Here is a 17,981-nt window from a genome sequence, read left to right on the forward strand (position 1 = left end):
GCCTATTTGTTACACCTGTCGTTTTTAGGGGGGACGGGATCACTTCCGCCGGGATGTAAAGGATGACATTTTAGTATGCGTTTCGCTGCAAGCCAACAACCTTTCGCAGTTCCGTGCGTTTTAATTGCATCAATTGCATAATATGAGCATGTTGGATTGAATCTACAGCGGGGTCCCAGCATAGGGCTGATAAAGAGTTGGTAGCCACGAATAGCCTTTGTGGCTAACCATTGTAACGGCGACTGAGTTTGCGCCATAACTTCTCTATTAACTTGTGTAAGTCTGCATTTTCCATATCCACAACACCATTTCTTACCAAGACAACAATATCGATGTCTGGAATATCATGCTGATGTAAACGAAAATTTGTTCTTATCACTCGCTTGATGCGATTTCGGTCACTAGCATTTTTTACAAAACGTTTTGCGACAGTTAATCCAATACGAGGATGTTTCTCTGAGTTAGGAATAGCAAGCAGAGTTATTTCAGCAGAAGATGCTTTGATGGGATTTGAAAAAACAGATTTAAATTGCGCGGGAGTTAACAAACGTAACTCCCGCGTAAAAGCATAGCTAGTCACTATGAATATCTACTTAAGCAGATAAACGAGTGCGACCTTTTGCACGACGACGTGCAATCACTTTACGGCCGCCTACAGTGGCCATACGTGCGCGGAAGCCGTGAGAACGCTTACGCTTCAGGTTGCTTGGTTGAAAAGTACGTTTACTCATTTTGGCAATCCGTATATTTAGTAGTTAATAAACCTTACATTCTAAAATTAGAGGTAAGGGCAAAAAAGAGGCCGAATTGTAATCACTTTAATCACTACCGTCAACTAGGAAAATGACTATATGCACAATTTTTAGCACATTTACTTTGATTAGTACCTTAAAAAACTACAACAGGATGTGGATAACTCTGTGTACCAACACAATATGTAGTGGATCTAAGGTTGTTTTACTAGATCAATGCGGGGCTATTATAGATCAATCTTGATCGGTTAATAAAGCTGGATCTATGAACTATTCACAATTAATGGATCGTTTTTGATCTTCAAAGATCACAGATATCCACATAGAATGATCAGGCTGGGGATAAAATTTTTTTTATCGATAGCGATCATAGTGATCTAACGATAGAATACCCCTCCTTCAACAAACGATATTTAAGGATTATTAAGTGGCGGTTTCACTTTGGCAACAATGTATCGGCAGACTGCAAGATGAATTATCTGCGCAGCAATTCAGTATGTGGATCCGTCCATTACAGGCTGAAATGGATGGTGATACTTTGGTACTTTATGCGCCGAATCGTTTTGTGCTTGATTGGGTTCGAGATAAGTACATCAATATCATTAATCAATTTTTTACTGAACAGTTAGGTGGTGATGCCCCTAAGCTGCGTTTTGATATTGGTAGCCGTCCGTCTGCACCTAAACCTGCAGCACCGATTATTGCTGAAATTAAAAAACCACAAGCTACGCATACTAAAGCGCGTGTAAGCACCTCGTTTAATACTCAAGCTGAGCCAATTGAACATGCTAATCACCGCAGTAATATTAATCCTACTTACCAATTTGATAACTTTGTTGAAGGTAAATCAAACCAATTGGGTAAAGCGGCTGCTCTGCAAGTGGCTGAAAATCCAGGTGGGGCATATAACCCATTATTTTTATATGGCGGCACAGGTTTAGGTAAAACGCATTTATTGCATGCTGTCGGCAATGGGATTATCAAAAATAATCCTAATGCTAAAGTGGTTTACATGCATTCTGAGCGCTTTGTTCAGGATATGGTTAAAGCCCTGCAAAATAATGCTATCGAAGATTTTAAGCGATACTACCGTAGTGTTGACGCTCTATTCATCGATGATATTCAATTCTTTGCCAATAAAGATCGCTCACAAGAAGAATTCTTCCATACCTTTAATGCGTTATTAGAAGGTAATCATCAAGTCATCTTAACGTCGGATAAATATCCAAAAGAAATAGATGGTGTTGAAGACAGATTGAAATCTCGCTTTGGTTGGGGTCTGACAGTGGCTATTGAGCCACCAGAACTTGAAACCCGTGTGGCTATTTTGATGCGTAAAGCACAAGAAAGTGGCATCAACCTACCTGATGAAGTGGCTTTCTTTATTGCTAAACGTTTACGTTCGAATGTACGTGAATTAGAAGGGGCATTAAATCGCGTTATTGCGAATGCTAACTTTACCGGACGTCCAATTACCATTGATTTTGTTCGTGAAGCATTACGAGATTTATTAGCCTTACAAGAAAAATTAGTCACTGTTGATAATATCCAAAAAACCGTGGCTGAATATTACAAAATAAAAATGGCTGACATGTTGTCTAAGCGTCGCTCGCGCAGTGTGGCTAGACCTCGTCAAGTTGCAATGGCATTATCAAAAGAATTAACCAATCATAGCTTGCCTGAAATTGGCGATGCATTTGGTGGTCGTGATCATACTACCGTATTACATGCATGCAGAAGAATTGCACAATTGCGTGAAGAAAGTCATGACATTAAAGAAGATTATGCTAACTTGATACGTACTTTATCTTCTTAATATCGGGAAATTGAGACGAATGAAATTTTCAATTGATAGGGATGCCCTATTAAAACCACTTCAATTGGTGTGTGGCGCTGTAGAAAGACGTCATAACTTGCCTATTTTATCTAATCTACTTGTTGAAGTTAGTGAGGACTCACTTAAGCTCACTGGTACGGATTTAGAGGTTGAGCTTGTTGGTCAAGCTCCCATTCAAGGTGAGGTTGAAGTTGGTCGTACGACTGTTCCTGCTAAAAAGTTATTAGATATTGTAAAATCACTTCCTGAGCAAGTTGAAATTAAAATTGAGCAACAAGATAACAAGTGGCTACTGCGTTCTGGACGTAGTCGCTTTTCGTTAGCCACCTTGCCAGCGTCTGATTATCCGAATGTTGAAGCATTCCAAGCAGAAATTGAATTCAGCTTAAAACAAGGCACTTTAAAGTCGATTATTGACTCAACTCAATTCTCAATGGCTAACCAAGACGTACGCTATTACCTTAACGGTTTGTTATTCGAAACTACAGGTAACACGTTAAAAGCTATTGCGACTGATGGACATCGTTTAGCGTTAAGTCATCGCCAAATCGAAACTACATTACCTGATAAGCAAGTTATTGTTCCACGTAAGGGTGTAGTTGAAATGGCGCGCTTACTTGAAAGTGAAGATAGCGATATCTCAATTGCGATTGGTGATAATGCCATTCGTGCAATTACAGCTAATGCGGTATTTACGAGTAAGCTAGTTGATGGCCGTTTCCCTGATTATCGCCGCGTTCTGCCAAAAGGCGGTGACAAAATTGTTGTTGCTAGTCGTAATCAACTAAAGCAAGCGTTAACTCGCGCCTCGATTTTATCAAACGAGAAATTCAGAGGCGTTCGTATTCAGCTCGAACAAGGTTTATTGCGTATTACTGCCAATAACCCTGAACAAGAAGAAGCGGAAGAGATTATCGATGTTGAGTATAATTCTGAAAATTTAGAGATTGGCTTTAACGTAAGCTACCTGTTAGATGTTTTGAACAACCTCGGCAGCGATGACGTTAGAATTACCTTAATTGATGGTAATTCAAGTGCACTTATTGAAAATCATGCAGAAGAAGATTCAATGTACGTTGTTATGCCAATGCGTCTTTAAGTTGATATTGGTTTAAACTGATTAAACTCAGTTTAACTTTGACGTTTTATACCTAGAAGGTGCTACATTAAGGCACCTTCTTTCGTTTTACTATTACCTGATTAGGGTCTGTTTATCTTCCATGAGTTTAACCCGCCTCAACATCGAACATTTCCGTAATATTTTGTCTGCGACATTACAACCCAGTAGTGGTCTAAATTTGATTTATGGCGAAAATGGCAGCGGTAAAACCAGTATTTTGGAAGCGATTTATTTTCTCGGCATGGGACGCTCTTTTCGAAGTCATCTATCTCAGCGAGTGATAAATATAGAGCAAGATAAGTTAACTGTGTTTGCTCTGCTTAATCTCCCCAAAGGTGAATCAAAATTAGGTCTTAGACGGTTTCGAAATGGCGACATTGATGTTAAATTGGATGGCGATAATGTGAAGCGATTATCGGTACTTGCTGAAACGTTACCGATTCAAGTTATCACTCCTGAGAGTTTTTCTTTGTTATTTGAAGGACCCAAAGCACGTAGGCAATTTATCGACTGGGGCGCTTTTCATGCTGATAGTCAATTTCATACTGCTTGGGTGAATACTCGAAGGATTTTAAAGCAAAGAAATCAACTTCTTAGAAATGGTGCACCTTACTCCAATATACAATTTTGGGATAAAGAATTGGTGCGCTATGCTGAGCAAGTGACTTCGATACGAAATCAATATGTAGACTCGTTAAATGAGCTACTTAAGGGTATAATCGAAGAGTTTTTACCACGTGTTGATATTAAAATTTCCTTTACGCGTGGTTGGGATAGCAAAACTGATTTTGCCGAGCTTTTAGAAGCTCAATATAACCGAGATTTAGCATCAGGAAATACAGGTAGCGGACCGCATAAAGCCGATTTAAGATTACGGGTTGGTAGCTTACCGGTACAAGATGCTTTATCCCGAGGACAGTTAAAATTATTAGTCTGTGCACTACGCCTTGCACAGGGTAAGTTGCTTCAAAAACAACAAAACAAGCATAGTATTTACCTTGTGGATGATCTTCCATCTGAGTTGGATGCTCAACATAGGCAACTATTACTAAAACAGTTAACCGAAACCGGTGCACAAATTTTTGTCACAGCGATTGATCCTGTTGCAATAGTCGATTCGCTGGCTAGTCCGCCAAGTAAAATGTTTCATGTGGAACACGGACAAGTCACGGTAGTTGAATAAAAACGAGAGAGAAATATGTCAGAGAATAGTTATGATTCTTCGAGTATTAAGGTTTTAAAAGGCCTTGATGCTGTTCGTAAGAGACCAGGGATGTACATCGGTGACACAGACGATGGTACAGGTCTTCATCACATGGTATTCGAAGTGGTCGATAACTCTATCGATGAAGCCTTAGCAGGCCACTGTAGTGACATTACTATTACCATCCACTCTGATGGTTCTGTATCAGTGCAAGATGATGGTCGTGGTATTCCTGTTGAAGTGCATGAGGAAGAAGGCGTATCAGCTGCTGAAGTTATTATGACGGTACTGCATGCTGGTGGTAAGTTCGATGATAACTCTTATAAAGTATCGGGTGGCTTACACGGTGTTGGTGTTTCTGTTGTAAACGCATTATCTCAAAAACTACAGATGACCATTCGTCGTAATGGTAAAGTTTATGAACAGTTCTATACAATGGGTGTACCAGATACTCCTATTATACCAGTCGGTGACTCAGATAAGACCGGTACAGCAATTCGTTTCTGGCCAAGTACAGAAACATTCACCGATGTGCTGTTTCACTTTGACATCTTAGCTAAGCGTGTTCGTGAATTATCATTCTTGAACTCAGGTGTCGGTATCCGTTTAGTTGATGAGCGTGATGGTCGTGATGAATTCTTTAAATACGAAGGTGGCATCAGCGCTTTTGTCGATTACCTCAACTTAAATAAAACCCCTGTGAACAAAGAGGTTTTCCACTTTACCCAAGAGCGTGAAGATGGCATTACTGTTGAAGTGGCAATGCAGTGGAATGATGGTTATCAAGAAAAGATTTTCTGTTTTACCAATAACATCCCACAGCGCGATGGTGGTACTCACTTAGCGGGTTTCCGTGGTGCGTTAACGCGTAACCTGAATAACTACATGGAACGCGAAGGCTACAATAAGAAAGGTAAAACCAATGCTACGGGTGACGATGCTCGTGAAGGGTTAACTGCCGTTATTTCTGTTAAAGTACCGGATCCAAAGTTCAGTTCACAAACCAAAGACAAGTTAGTGTCGAGTGAAGTGAAAAGTGCCGTTGAACAAACAATGGGTGAGCAGTTAAATGACTACTTACTTGAGAATCCTGTTTATGCCAAATTAATTGTTGGCAAGATTGTAGATGCAGCACGAGCTCGTGAAGCGGCGCGGAAAGCCCGTGAAATGACTCGTCGTAAAGGCGCATTAGATTTAGGTGGTTTGCCAGGTAAGCTTGCAGATTGCCAAGAGAAAGACCCTGGTCTTTCTGAAATATACATAGTGGAAGGGGACTCTGCTGGCGGATCAGCCAAGCAGGGACGTAACCGTAAAAACCAAGCTATTCTTCCGCTTAAAGGTAAAATTCTAAACGTTGAAAAAGCACGTTTTGATAAAATGTTGTCTTCTCAAGAAGTTGCCACCCTGATTACTGCATTAGGTTGTGGTATTGGCCGTGAAGATTACGATCCTGAGAAAACCCGTTACCATAACATCATCATCATGACCGATGCCGATGTCGATGGCTCGCACATTCGTACGCTGCTGTTGACCTTCTTCTTCCGTCAAATGCCAGAGTTGATTGAACGCGGTTATATCTATATTGCTCAGCCACCTTTGTTTAAAGTTAAAAAAGGTAAGCAAGAGCAGTACTTAAAAGATGAGCCTGCGTTAACGGATTATTTAACCACCCAAGCACTCGATGGTACTCATGTCTATCCTACTGTTGGTGCGCCAGGTATGACAGGTGAGCCACTAGAACGTTTAGTGAGTCAGTATCGTGAAGTTGAAGCCATTATCGAGCGCTTAACTAAACGTTATCCAAGCGTGATTTGCGATCGTATGCTTTATCATCCAGAAGTTAACAATGACATGTTAGCTGATGAATCACAGATGAAGCAGTGGTGTGATGAATTTGTCGCTGATCTTGTCGAAATTGAAAAAGACGGCGTGATATATAAGATTGAACCAATGTTAGATCCTGAGCGTCAGGTATATCTTCCTAGCTTGACGATTCGTAAGCACGGTATCGATACTAACTATATATTCAGTTATGATTTCTTCCAGTCTAATGATTACCATCGTATTGGTAAATTAGGCGCAGCGTTAGAAGGCATGATTGAAGAAGGCGGTTATGTTAAACGTGGCGAGCGTATGAAAGAAGTAGATACCTTCTTAGAAGCGCTTGATTGGATGATGACTGAAGCAAAACGCGGCTTGTACATTCAACGCTACAAAGGATTGGGTGAAATGAACCCTGAGCAATTGTGGGAAACTACAATGGATCCTGAGACTCGTCGTATGTTACAGGTAACGATTGATGATGCTGTTGGTGCTGATCAGTTGTTTACTTGTTTGATGGGTGATCAAGTTGAGCCTCGTCGTGAATTTATTGAAACGAATGCACTTAACGTTGCTAACTTAGACGTATAGTTAATCGTTTTTCAATGAAATGGGCGCCTTAATAGGGTGCCCATTTTTGTTTATAGCTTTTTAAATTAGCCAAAGATTAATAATGTTTGTTTATCTGAAATATAGGTAAGTTGTTGTGTTCAGGAAACTATTTAATAAAATATTTAATGTAAGACCCGCTAAAGAAGTACAGGCTGCTAAAGCACTGGATGCGAATACATCTATGCTTATTACATCGTCTTCAAAAAGTATTTCAAATTTTTCTGATAGAAAGGTGAACCAGCCAAGTCAAACTACAGAAAAGTTACCTGAATTGTCAGAAAGCATTGATTTGTCTGCGCTGTTTTATAGCTTACTTTTCCCTGCCAGCAGTCATGATAGTGGTGGAATGGCTAACAACCTTGAGCGCAGTATACTCACTGACATTGAAGTGGCTTTTAGTGCACCAAAAGATATTGCAGAAAAGGTATTAAAACTGCCGACAAGAATCTCAGAACTAGATAATAAACTTGCTCAGGACAGTTTTGATACTAAAGAATTGTTAGCCTTGATTGAACAAGATCCAGTATTGAGTGTTGAAGTATTAACACTTTGCAATTCCAGTGCTTTTAAACGTTCAGATAAAGATATTACTAATTTACAGCAAGCTATCGTCCAATTAGGGCGAGGGCAACTACGTCAATTTGTGCGCAGTTGTTTAGTAAAAGAAATGATTAATATCAAACCTATTTATTTTAGACGTTTTGGTGCTGAAATTTGGCGTCATTCAATGCAAGTCGCTTTTATTGCCAGTGATTTAGCTGAAGAAGATGTAGATACGGTATTTTTACTGGGATTACTTCATGATGTTGGAAAAATAGCCATTTTTAAAATGTTGCTCGATGCTTTTCAAAAAGCAGAACCGGGTGAGCAACCAAGCTCAAGGTTATTTAAACAAGTGATGACCACAAAGTCATTGGGACTCAGTGCACTATTAGCGAAGCATTGGCAATTACCTGAGCAGTTTGAGTTTCAGCTAGCACAATTAGCTAATTCTGATTATCGTCCAACTGACGCTATGGCATTGGCTGTATGGCGGGCAAATATCATTAGTGAATGCTCTATGTTGAAACAAAAAAATAAACTCAAAGATGATGAGTTAAACCAGTTATTACAACAAGTCGGTCTTAATCAATCTGAGTTTGATATTGTCCATCAACAGCTGATTAATTATTAATTTCTAGTGTTAAACACTGTTACTCAGCATTGTCAGTGTAAAATTGAGCTAATAAAAAACGCACCTAACAGATGTTAAGGCGCGTTTTTTTACGACTAATAATAGCGTTAACGATTATTGTAGTAGTGAGATATCAGCAGCATGTAAGAATTGCTCACGCAGGCTATTTAGTAATGCCAAGCGGTTATTCTTAAGGGCTTCATCATCTGCCATAACCATGACACCTTCAAAGAAGGCATCAACGCTTTCACGCAGATTCGCCAGTAATGCTAACGCTTCTTGGTAGTTTGCCGCAGCAAATAATGGTGCAAGTTGCGGTTGCAGTTCAGCTAACTTATCAGCTAAATCTTTTTCTGCAGGCTCAACCAATAAACTTGCATCAATGCTGGTGGCAATCTTGCCTTCAACTTTCGCTAGAATATTAGATACACGCTTGTTGGCTGCAGCTAAAGCTGACGCTTGTTCTAACGTTCTGAAGTGTGCCACTGCTTTTATTCGGCTTTCAAAGTCAGCAGGTGCGGTAGGCTTACGTGCAAGGACTGCAAGAATAACGTCAACGCTTACGCCTTGATCTTGATACCAAGAGCGGAAACGACCCATGAAGAATTCAAGCACTTGCTCAGACACATTGTCATTAGTCAGGTTTTCACCGTGTAATTCTTTTGATTTAGCAATTAAATCAACTAAGTCTAATGGTAAGTTATTCTCTAAGCAGATACGTATAATACCAATAGCAGCACGACGTAGTGCAAATGGATCAGCTGCGCCTTTTGGTGCTTGGCCAATACCAAAAATACCCACTAAGGTATCAAGCTTTTCAGCTAACGCAACACAGATTGATATTGGTGCAGTCGGTACTGTATCGCCAGAGAACTTAGGTTTGTATTGCTCAGCTAAGGCCACGGCAACCGCTTCAGTTTCACCATTTAAGCGTGCATAGTGCATACCCATAGTGCCTTGAAGATCTGTAAATTCCATCACCATATTGGTCATTAAGTCAGACTTAGAAAGTAAACCTGCACGGCTCGCTTCTTCACTGTTTGCATTAATGCTGGTGGCAATAAAACCGGCTATTGTAGAGATACGTTCAACACGTTGTTTAATCGTGCCTAATTGCTTTTGGAATACAACAGTTTCTAAGCTCGCAAGGCGCGCTTCTAATGACTCTTTCTTATCTGTTTCAAAGAAGAACTCAGCATCAGCTAAACGAGGGCGCACTACTTTTTCGTTACCTGAAATAATCTGCTGTGGATCTTTAGATTCGATATTAGTGACGAAGATAAAGTTTGGTAGCAACTGGCCGGCTTTATCAAATACAGGGAAGTATTTTTGATCGCCTTTCATGGTGTAAACCAAGGCTTCTGCAGGTACGTCTAAAAATTTTTCTTCAAAACTAGCAGTTAAGACGACAGGCCACTCAACCAAAGACGTCACTTCTTCAAGTAAGTCATCTTCAAGTTCTGCAATACCACCAATTTCTTTTGCTGCAGCTTCAGCATTAGTTTTGATAATCGCTTTACGACGATCGTAATCGGCTAATACTTTACCTTGCTGTTCAAGTGCAGTTAAGTAATTGTCGGCATGATCTAATTCAAAGGTATCAACGCCCATGAAGCGGTGACCACGAATCGTGCGTGCAGATTTAATACCTAACAATTCACCCTCAACCAACTCATCACCTAACAACATGGTGACGGTATGAACTGGACGGATAAATTGTGTGGTGTTACTACCCCAGCGCATTGGCTTTGGAATGGGTAACTTATCTAATGATTTTTGCGCCATGGCAGCAATCAGCGATTTAGTTTCTACACCAACCACTTTAGCCTGATGTAATAACCATTCGCCTTTATCTGTTTTCAAGCGTTCTGCTTGTTCCACAGTAATCCCATTACCACGAGCCCAGCCCATTGCTGCTTTCGTTGCATTGCCATCAGCATCAAATGCTTGTGCAACAGCAGGGCCACGTTTTTCAACGACTTTGTCAGCTTGCGCAACAACTAATTGCTCAATGTTTATCGCAAGACGACGAGGCGCGGCAAACCAAGTTGCTTTTTCAAAGGCAAGCTCAGCTTTGGTTAACTCTTCAGTGAAGTTAGCTAAAAATGATTCAGCTAATTTACGTAATGCTTTTGGTGGTAACTCTTCAGTACCCACTTCAATGAGTAAGTTTTCAACATTCATTATAATTACCTCTACTTACACATTGGGAAACCAAGCGCTTCACGTGCTTGGTAGTAAGATTCTGCAACGCCTTTAGCCATTGTACGTACACGTAAAATATAACGTTGACGTTCAGTAACCGAAATTGCGTGGCGAGCATCAAGTAAGTTAAAGGCATGAGATGCTTTCATTACTTGCTCGTATGCAGGAAGAGGCAGTGGCTTTTCAAGGCCAAGTAAATGCTGACAAGCGACTTCACAATCATCAAACTGCTTGAATAGTACTTCTACATTGGCGTGTTCAAAGTTATAGGTTGATTGCTCAACTTCGTTCTGATGAAAAATATCACCATACATCACTTTACCCATTGGACCATCTGTCCATACTAGGTCATAAACGCTATCAACTTCTTGAATGTACATTGCAAGACGTTCTAGGCCGTAAGTGATTTCACCAGTAACGGGTTTACACTCAATACCACCGACTTGTTGGAAGTAAGTAAATTGCGATACTTCCATGCCGTTTAACCAGACTTCCCAACCAAGACCCCAGGCACCTAATGTTGGTGATTCCCAGTTATCTTCTACGAAGCGAACATCATGAACACCCATGTCGACACCTAGTGCTTCTAAAGAACCAAGGTATAGCTCTTGAATGTTGCTAGGAGAAGGCTTAAGCACTACTTGAAATTGGTAGTAATGTTGAAGACGGTTAGGGTTTTCACCATAACGGCCATCGGTAGGGCGGCGACATGGCTGAACATAAGCACTGCTCATTGGCTCTGGGCCTAATGAGCGCAAGAATGTCATCGGGTGGAATGTACCAGCACCCACTTCCATATCTAATGGTTGTACTATTGCGCAACCTTGTTGCGCCCAGAATTCCTGTAGGGTCATAATAAAGCCCTGGAATGTTTTTACGTCGTGTTTCGTCGTCATGTCCGCTTATCTACTGGTTAGGCTAAATAGGAAAATTGTTTTGATTATACCTTGTAGATAAAGGCTTATGTAGGTTATTTTTTAACGTAGAGATTAAAAAATTTAATGGACTGATCAAATGGTTTATAAACGCTGTGGCTGGGTAAGTGATGACCCAATATATCAAGATTATCATGACAACGTTTGGGGGCGACCTGTTTATGATCCTATAGAGTTATTCGAAAAGCTTTGCTTGGATGGCCAACAGGCAGGTTTATCCTGGATTACCATTTTAAAGAAACAACATAATTACCAAGCTTTGTTCGCTGATTTTGATCCTAAGATAATCGCTACATTCGATGACGCTAAAGTAGAAGAATTACTATTAAACCCGGGTATAGTCAGGAATCGTTTGAAGGTCAATTCTATCATTCGTAATGCCAAAGCCTATCTAGCCTTTGTTGAGCAGGGGAATGATTTTTCCGTATTTCTTTGGGATTTTGTCGGCGGTAAGCCTGTAGTAAATCATTTTTCTAGCAAGGGTGATTTACCAGCACAAACAGCAGCATCAGAAGCCATGTCTAAAGCACTTAAAAAGCTTGGGTTTAATTTTGTTGGCCCGACAATTTGTTATGCATTCATGCAAGCCGTTGGGATGATTAATGACCATACAACGGATTGTTTTTGTTATGGAAAGTAAATTATTCCAAAAATTAAAAAAGGGATGTTCCACGTGGAACATCCCTTTTTATTATCTAGCTTACTTTGTAGTAAAACTTAACAAATTTTCTTAGTTTGTAGTTATTTTATCTTTTCAAAGAAGAATGGTTTTCGCTTAATTTCTTCGCTATTAAGTTGGTTCATGGTTTCTGAATTAAACAACTTACCATTGACCATGGTATAAGTAATTTTATCAGTTACTCGAATATCAGTTAATGGGTCACCATCGATAACAATAATATCAGCTAATTTGCCGGCTTTAATTGATCCTAGTTGATGGTCCATGCCAAAAGTTGTCGCTGGATTTATGGTTGCTGTTTTAAGCACATCCATATTACTCATGCCACCTTGGGCAAACATCCACATTTCCCAATGTGCTGCTAAACCTTCACGTTGACCATGAGCTCCAATATTGGGTTTGATGCCAATATCATTTAGCTCATTGGCAACCCGTGCCACATTGAAGTGATTGTAATGTTCATCCGGTGCAGTCGTTCTTCTCATTGAGCGCGCATTGAGAATATCTGAAGGGACGTACATAGATAGACGAGGATGTGCCCATACGTCAGTTTTATCGTACCAATAATGCTCACCCGAGATACCGCCATAAGCGACAACCAGTGTTGGAGTATAACCAACTTTGGTCTGGCTCCAGAATTGTTTGATATCACTATAGATAGACCCAGCAGGTAAAGAATGTTCGATGGTTGTATGTCCATCAGCAATCATCGACAAGTTATGTTGCAGTAAACTGCCGCCTTCAGGAACCACCATCATTTCCAATTCACGTGCTGCTTGAATCACTTGTTGACGTTGATTACGACGTGGTTGGTTATAACTTTTAACACTGAAAGCACCTACTTTTTTAAGGCGTTCTAAATGAAACTTTGCATCATCTAGTGAATCAACATGAGAAGTATATCCCGGTGCATTAGCGCCGTATAAAATAGTTCCGGTTGAGAATATACGCGGACCAACAATATTACCTGCTTTCTGTTGTTCTGATGCTGCAAAAATTTCAGTGGTGTCATTTGATGGGTCATGTATTGCGGTAACACCTAATGACAAGCCAGAATATAGCTGCCAGTTTTGCTGAGGTATTATCTCACTATCAGCCTGACTACCATGAGCATGGGCATCAAATAAGCCAGGCATTAATGTTTTACCTTTAATATCGATAACTTGTGCATCACTTGGGATTTCTAAGCTTGCATCACCAACACTGACAATTTTATTATCTTTGACGATGACAACACCATTATCGATAACTTTATCATTTTCCATGGTAATAATTTTACCACCAACAAACGCCACTGTTCCACGTGGAACATCTGCTTTTTTAGTGAAACCAATGGATGTTATTTGTGGTTTAGCTGCTTCATTTGCTTCACCGTAACTAGTGTCTACTTTGGCTTGATAAAGATCAGGACCTAAAGTCCAGTACAGTTCTTCATTGTTACTATTCCAGCTAATGCTCTCACCGGCATGAGTACTTAGTTGAGTTACCGGTAAGTTTTTAGCTTTTGGGCTGATTTTAATTGTTTCACCGTGTTTAGCAAAAGGGGTGACATAAACTCTAAATCTTTCTGCAAAAGCCAGTTGTTCGCCATCAGGTGAGACTCTAAACTCTGTCGCATGTTCGCTGGTATAATGAGTACGCTTTTCAAAACCGTCCAAGCTTATTGATGATAACTCTGGAGTTTCACCGTGATCCATAAAGAATACCCGCGATGAGTCCGCACCAAACTGGGGTTGATAACCAGAAGCAGAAACCTTGGCGTTACTCTTACTCTTCAAATCAACTTTGTATAAGCCTGGTTCTTGTGACCAAGTTCTTGGGGTGACATAACCGCCTTTTGCTTTACGGTAGACGACTGTTTTACCATTAGGAGAGAAGGTCGGCTCGACATACTTACCGGGTTCAGTAGTTAATGTTTTACTGCGTCCACCTTTGCCGCTGACGATACTTACAGTACCTTGGTCTTGATCATTCCAAGTAGTAAAGACGATATTTTTACCATCCCGAGACCATTGTGGGAATAGCTCATTAATATCATCATCAAGACGAGTTAGTCGTTTTTGTTTGCCATCTTCAATATCTCGAACCCAAAGTTTACCTAAGGCTTCAAAAACAACTTTTTCACCATTTGGTGAAACCTGAGCCATACGTAGCATTTTTACATCAAAAATATCTTTATCTAGATTTTGTGTAAATCTAACTGAAGGCTGAACATCCAATTCAGTTTTAACGCTGAAAGGAATATTCTCAACTGACTTGTCTTCAAGGGTTAATTTATTAATTTTACCTTTGGCCCAAAAAACGATTTCTTCATTATCTTGTGTCCAAGACATGGTTGGATATACACCATGAATAGCCCAGGTTTCTTGCATATCACGATCTAAATCGCCGTAGAGTTTCGTTTGTGAACCAGACTTTAAATCCAGTAAGTACAATGAAGATTGGAAACCATCACGCTTAATATAGGCTAACTTAGTGCCATCAGGGCTAGGCGTAGGACGAATTGCACCACCCGTACCTTCAATTAATACTTCAATATCACCAGTTTGTGTATCGTAGCGTTTAATTTTATAAATACCTTTTACTGAATCTTTTGAGTAATGAAATGTCTTACCCGGTGTCGAATCTTGACTGAAATAGATGTAGCGTCCATCGGGTGAATAAGCTGGTTCACCTAGATCTTTTTGTTCATTAGGTCGCTCTGTTAATTTTACGCCATCACCACCTGCAACGTGATACATCCAAACTTCACCAGCGCCTAAACTACGGCTACCAGTAAAATGCTTACGAGCCACCAGGTATTGCGAATCAGGGCTCCAAGCTGGGCTATTGAGCAAACGGAAGGTTTCGCTAGTGACTGGATGAGGGTTAGAACCATCAGCATCCATCACCCAAATATTATCACCACCATCTTCATCTGATGTGAAGGCGATATACTTTCCATCAGGGCTATAGACCGGCTGCATTTGCCAAGCGATACCTGACGCGAGTTTTTTGGCATCACCACCTTTCATTGGTATTTGGTATATATCACCAAGTAAATCGAAAATAATATGTTCGCCATTTGGTGAAACACTAACGTTCATCCATGTGCCTTCAGTGACATCAATAGAGAGTTTTTCTAGTGGCGCATTCGCAGGCGCGTTAACTTGCCATTTTTCAGTTTCTTTAGACGCATCATCAGATGCATTAGCTGCAAGTGAAACACTTGCTAGGCTAAGTGCTATAGCGGTGTAGAGAGGTTTTATTTTTGAAGTAAACATGCACAGTCCATTTTGTCATTATCGTTATTGGTCGCGTTACACTTTTTATTAATCAGTGTTATTTACGAGTTATAAAACTGATAATATTTATCGCATACTTTAGCCAATAACGAAATAGATATTCTGTTTCAAATGATGACAATGAGGAATGATAATGTATGAATGTGCCTATGTAGAAAGAGAGGTTTACTGACTTCGGAGTAATGTGTACGAAAGCGAGATTAATAGTGACTCACATATTAATAATAAAGGTAAGCCACATTTAATTTTTGAAAATAACTATTTATTTGAAATAGTGACCAGATCCTCTATTTGGATAAGGCCTTCACTGAGTACTTTGCAAGTGACGCCGCCGCGCCAATCAGGGGTTAATGCCTGTTCAAGACCTGGATGTGATATTTCCATTTTCTTGCAAGGGTCTGTTTCACCGGTAATGAGTAAGCTGACATCATTACCGATTGTAATTACTTTACCTACATCTGCAGCACTAAATTGATAATCATCAATTAAGATATTCGCTCTTCGAGTTAACCAGTCTAAGTCAGCGCTGATTTCATTACAGGCTAATTTCCATTGTAGCTCAGTCATTACTGTTACTTGGCGTTTACCTGGACGACCAAAAATATCGTTTTCAACACCTTTTAATAACGTTACGTTGGCACAGAATACTGGCTTCATTAGCCCTTTTTTAGCGGTCTTATAGGCAATTGCACGTAACGAAATCATGATTACAGTCCTTTTTTAATCAAATATTGATAGGGTGTTTTGGTGGTATCACTGGCAATAAGAGTATGATCCATAAATTCACAAAAGCTTGGGATATCACGGGTTGTTGCCGGGTCATCAGCAGTAATTAATAGGCTTTCACCTTCTGCCATTTTACGCACGGTTTTACGGATCATCATTACTGGTTCTGGACAGCGTAAACCAAGCGCATCTAAGTGGTGGTCTGCGGCAGTAAAATCTTTAGTCATATCAATTCTTCTTACTCAACAATTTCGCTAATTTTACTCTGGTTAATCTTTGATGCAATACTGATGTAGGCTTTATTAGTAAAGCGTGATGTATTCGCTATTGATATTAGATGTTCCACGTGAAACATTCCTTTAAAGCAGGGATAAAAAAACCGAGCTAGATAGCTCGGTTTTTATTTAGATTCTACTAATGTAGCTGTGATAGTAAATTAGATTTAGCTATCAACGCGCTCAAAGATAGTTGCAATGCCTTGGCCTAAACCAATACACATAGTGGCTAAGCCATACTTAGCATCTTTTGCTTCCATCAAGTTAATCAGTGTTGTTGAGATACGGGTACCTGAACAACCTAATGGATGACCTAATGCAATCGCGCCACCATTCAAGTTAACTTTTTCGTCAACGACATCGGTTAAACCTAGATCTTTAACACAAGGTAATGATTGAGCTGCGAATGCTTCATTCAATTCAATCACGTCCATATCATCTATATTTAATCCAGCGCGAGCTAAGGCTTTCTTCGTGGCAGGAACTGGACCATAACCCATAATTGCCGCATCACAACCAGCAACCGCCATAGAACGGATACGAGCACGAATAGGTAAACCTAATGCTTTAGCTTTTTCTTCTTCCATGACTAACATTGCAGAAGCGCCATCAGAGAGTGCTGAAGAGGTACCTGCAGTCACTGTTCCGTTAGCAGGATCAAATGCTGGACGTAAACCAGATAAAGACTCTAAAGAGGTTTCTGGACGGATAACTTCATCGTGAGTCACTTTAATCAGTGCGCCATTGGCATCATGGCCTTCGATAGCTACAATTTCGTTATCAAAGCGACCTTCAACAGTAGCTGCGTGGGCACGTTGATGAGAACGTACAGCGAAAGCATCTTGTTGTTCACGAGTAATACCGTGCATTTTACCCAGCATTTCAGCCGTTAAGCCCATCATGCCTGACGCTTTTGCTACGTTTGTTGCAAGACCTGGGTGGAAGTCTACACCGTGGTTCATTGGTACATGACCCATGTGCTCAACACCGCCAACGATAAACGTATCGCCTTGGCCAGTCATAATAGCGCGAGTAGCTTGATGTAGTGCATCCATTGATGAACCACATAAGCGGTTAACCGTTACAGCACCAGCTGATTTTGGAATACCAGCAAGTAGTGCAGCATTACGAGCAATATTGAAACCTTGCTCAAGTGTTTGTTGCACACAACCCCAGATAACATCTTCAATGTCATTTGGATTTAGCTTTGGGTTACGTGATAGTAATGATTTCATTAGTTCTGCAGATAAAGTTTCTGCACGTACATTTCTAAATACTCCAGCCTTAGAGCGGCCCATCGGAGTACGAATGCAGTCGACGATTACAGCGTTTTTCATGATGTTATTCCTTTACTGCT

At 40.3% G+C, this 17,981-nt stretch carries 15 protein-coding genes; 6 read left to right on the forward strand and 9 right to left on the reverse strand.

Going from position 1 to position 17,981, the window contains the following annotated elements:
- Positions 1-2: 2 nt before the first annotated feature.
- From yidD to rpmH, 3 genes are read right to left on the reverse strand one after another with little or no spacing between them, the layout of a single operon-like run.
- A complete protein-coding gene (gene yidD / locus FPK91_RS13530; protein WP_076541774.1) occupies positions 3-257 on the reverse strand; it encodes a membrane protein insertion efficiency factor YidD in 255 nt (84 codons plus the stop codon).
- On the reverse strand, positions 224-580 hold the full coding sequence (gene rnpA / locus FPK91_RS13535; protein ID WP_144211741.1) for a ribonuclease P protein component: 357 nt from the start codon (positions 578-580) through the stop codon (positions 224-226). Before rnpA ends, yidD begins: the two co-directional genes overlap by 34 nt.
- A 13-nt stretch (positions 581-593) precedes the next feature.
- Positions 594-731, reverse strand: coding sequence for a 50S ribosomal protein L34 (gene rpmH, locus FPK91_RS13540; RefSeq protein WP_101089165.1), 138 nt, complete (start codon positions 729-731; stop codon positions 594-596).
- A 448-nt stretch (positions 732-1,179) separates the two neighbouring features.
- Here rpmH and dnaA point away from each other — a divergent pair, with 448 nt between their 5' ends.
- The 5 genes from dnaA to FPK91_RS13565 all read left to right on the forward strand — a co-directional run bounded on the left by dnaA (position 1,180) and on the right by FPK91_RS13565 (position 8,520).
- Positions 1,180-2,568: a chromosomal replication initiator protein DnaA gene (gene dnaA / locus FPK91_RS13545; RefSeq protein WP_144211742.1), complete on the forward strand. Its 1,389-nt coding sequence runs from the start codon at positions 1,180-1,182 to the stop codon at positions 2,566-2,568.
- Between the two features lie 19 nt (positions 2,569-2,587).
- On the forward strand, positions 2,588-3,688 hold the full coding sequence (dnaN, locus tag FPK91_RS13550) for a DNA polymerase III subunit beta (protein WP_144211743.1): 1,101 nt from the start codon (positions 2,588-2,590) through the stop codon (positions 3,686-3,688).
- Positions 3,689-3,809: 121 nt separating this feature from the next.
- Complete coding sequence (recF, locus tag FPK91_RS13555; RefSeq protein ID WP_144211744.1) at positions 3,810-4,892, forward strand: DNA replication/repair protein RecF; 1,083 nt, start codon at positions 3,810-3,812, stop codon at positions 4,890-4,892.
- Between the two features lie 15 nt (positions 4,893-4,907).
- Complete coding sequence (gene gyrB / locus FPK91_RS13560) at positions 4,908-7,325, forward strand: DNA topoisomerase (ATP-hydrolyzing) subunit B (RefSeq protein WP_144211745.1); 2,418 nt, start codon at positions 4,908-4,910, stop codon at positions 7,323-7,325.
- Between the two features lie 115 nt (positions 7,326-7,440).
- Positions 7,441-8,520, forward strand: coding sequence for an HDOD domain-containing protein (locus tag FPK91_RS13565; protein ID WP_405127312.1), 1,080 nt, complete (start codon positions 7,441-7,443; stop codon positions 8,518-8,520).
- A 114-nt stretch (positions 8,521-8,634) separates the two neighbouring features.
- Here FPK91_RS13565 and glyS read toward each other — a convergent pair whose 3' ends face one another.
- Positions 8,635-10,704: a glycine--tRNA ligase subunit beta gene (gene glyS, locus FPK91_RS13570; protein ID WP_144211746.1), complete on the reverse strand. Its 2,070-nt coding sequence runs from the start codon at positions 10,702-10,704 to the stop codon at positions 8,635-8,637.
- A gap of 11 nt (positions 10,705-10,715) precedes the next feature.
- Positions 10,716-11,621 (reverse strand): glycine--tRNA ligase subunit alpha, encoded by a 906-nt coding sequence (gene glyQ, locus FPK91_RS13575; RefSeq protein WP_144211747.1) that lies wholly within the window; start codon positions 11,619-11,621, stop codon positions 10,716-10,718.
- Between the two features lie 118 nt (positions 11,622-11,739).
- Between glyQ and FPK91_RS13580 the strand changes: the two genes are divergently transcribed.
- On the forward strand, positions 11,740-12,300 hold the full coding sequence (locus FPK91_RS13580; RefSeq protein WP_144211748.1) for a DNA-3-methyladenine glycosylase I: 561 nt from the start codon (positions 11,740-11,742) through the stop codon (positions 12,298-12,300).
- Between the two features lie 101 nt (positions 12,301-12,401).
- Here the strand turns inward: FPK91_RS13580 and FPK91_RS13585 are convergent, their stop codons facing one another.
- The 4 genes from FPK91_RS13585 to fadA form a co-directional block, all read right to left on the reverse strand.
- Entirely contained in the window at positions 12,402-15,602 is a 3,201-nt protein-coding gene (locus FPK91_RS13585; protein WP_144211749.1) for an amidohydrolase family protein, read from the reverse strand.
- A 279-nt stretch (positions 15,603-15,881) separates the two neighbouring features.
- The gene (locus FPK91_RS13590; RefSeq protein ID WP_144211750.1) at positions 15,882-16,328 is read right to left on the reverse strand and encodes an MOSC domain-containing protein; all 447 of its coding nucleotides are present in this window, start codon (positions 16,326-16,328) and stop codon (positions 15,882-15,884) included.
- 2 nt (positions 16,329-16,330) lie between these two features.
- A complete protein-coding gene (gene tusA, locus FPK91_RS13595; RefSeq protein ID WP_144211751.1) occupies positions 16,331-16,576 on the reverse strand; it encodes a sulfurtransferase TusA in 246 nt (81 codons plus the stop codon).
- A gap of 215 nt (positions 16,577-16,791) precedes the next feature.
- Positions 16,792-17,961, reverse strand: coding sequence for an acetyl-CoA C-acyltransferase FadA (gene fadA, locus FPK91_RS13600; RefSeq protein ID WP_144211752.1), 1,170 nt, complete (start codon positions 17,959-17,961; stop codon positions 16,792-16,794).
- Positions 17,962-17,981 lie beyond the last annotated feature (20 nt).

It is taken from the genome of Shewanella donghaensis (genome assembly GCF_007567505.1).
Taxonomy (GTDB): domain Bacteria; phylum Pseudomonadota; class Gammaproteobacteria; order Enterobacterales; family Shewanellaceae; genus Shewanella; species Shewanella donghaensis.

What these genes read in the sequence shown, in the direction of transcription:
- FPK91_RS13590 (WP_144211750.1), bottom strand. Translation starts at nt 16,328, where the DNA reads ATGATTTCGTTACGTGCAATTGCCTATAAGACCGCTAAAAAAGGGCTA.
- yidD (WP_076541774.1), bottom strand. Translation starts at nt 257, where the DNA reads ATGGCGCAAACTCAGTCGCCGTTACAATGGTTAGCCACAAAGGCTATT.
- gyrB (WP_144211745.1), top strand. Translation starts at nt 4,908, where the DNA reads ATGTCAGAGAATAGTTATGATTCTTCGAGTATTAAGGTTTTAAAAGGC.
- glyS (WP_144211746.1), bottom strand. Translation starts at nt 10,704, where the DNA reads ATGAATGTTGAAAACTTACTCATTGAAGTGGGTACTGAAGAGTTACCA.
- glyQ (WP_144211747.1), bottom strand. Translation starts at nt 11,621, where the DNA reads ATGACGACGAAACACGACGTAAAAACATTCCAGGGCTTTATTATGACC.
- rpmH (WP_101089165.1), bottom strand. Translation starts at nt 731, where the DNA reads ATGAGTAAACGTACTTTTCAACCAAGCAACCTGAAGCGTAAGCGTTCT.
- dnaN (WP_144211743.1), top strand. Translation starts at nt 2,588, where the DNA reads ATGAAATTTTCAATTGATAGGGATGCCCTATTAAAACCACTTCAATTG.
- FPK91_RS13585 (WP_144211749.1), bottom strand. Translation starts at nt 15,602, where the DNA reads ATGTTTACTTCAAAAATAAAACCTCTCTACACCGCTATAGCACTTAGC.
- tusA (WP_144211751.1), bottom strand. Translation starts at nt 16,576, where the DNA reads ATGACTAAAGATTTTACTGCCGCAGACCACCACTTAGATGCGCTTGGT.
- fadA (WP_144211752.1), bottom strand. Translation starts at nt 17,961, where the DNA reads ATGAAAAACGCTGTAATCGTCGACTGCATTCGTACTCCGATGGGCCGC.
- FPK91_RS13580 (WP_144211748.1), top strand. Translation starts at nt 11,740, where the DNA reads ATGGTTTATAAACGCTGTGGCTGGGTAAGTGATGACCCAATATATCAA.
- recF (WP_144211744.1), top strand. Translation starts at nt 3,810, where the DNA reads ATGAGTTTAACCCGCCTCAACATCGAACATTTCCGTAATATTTTGTCT.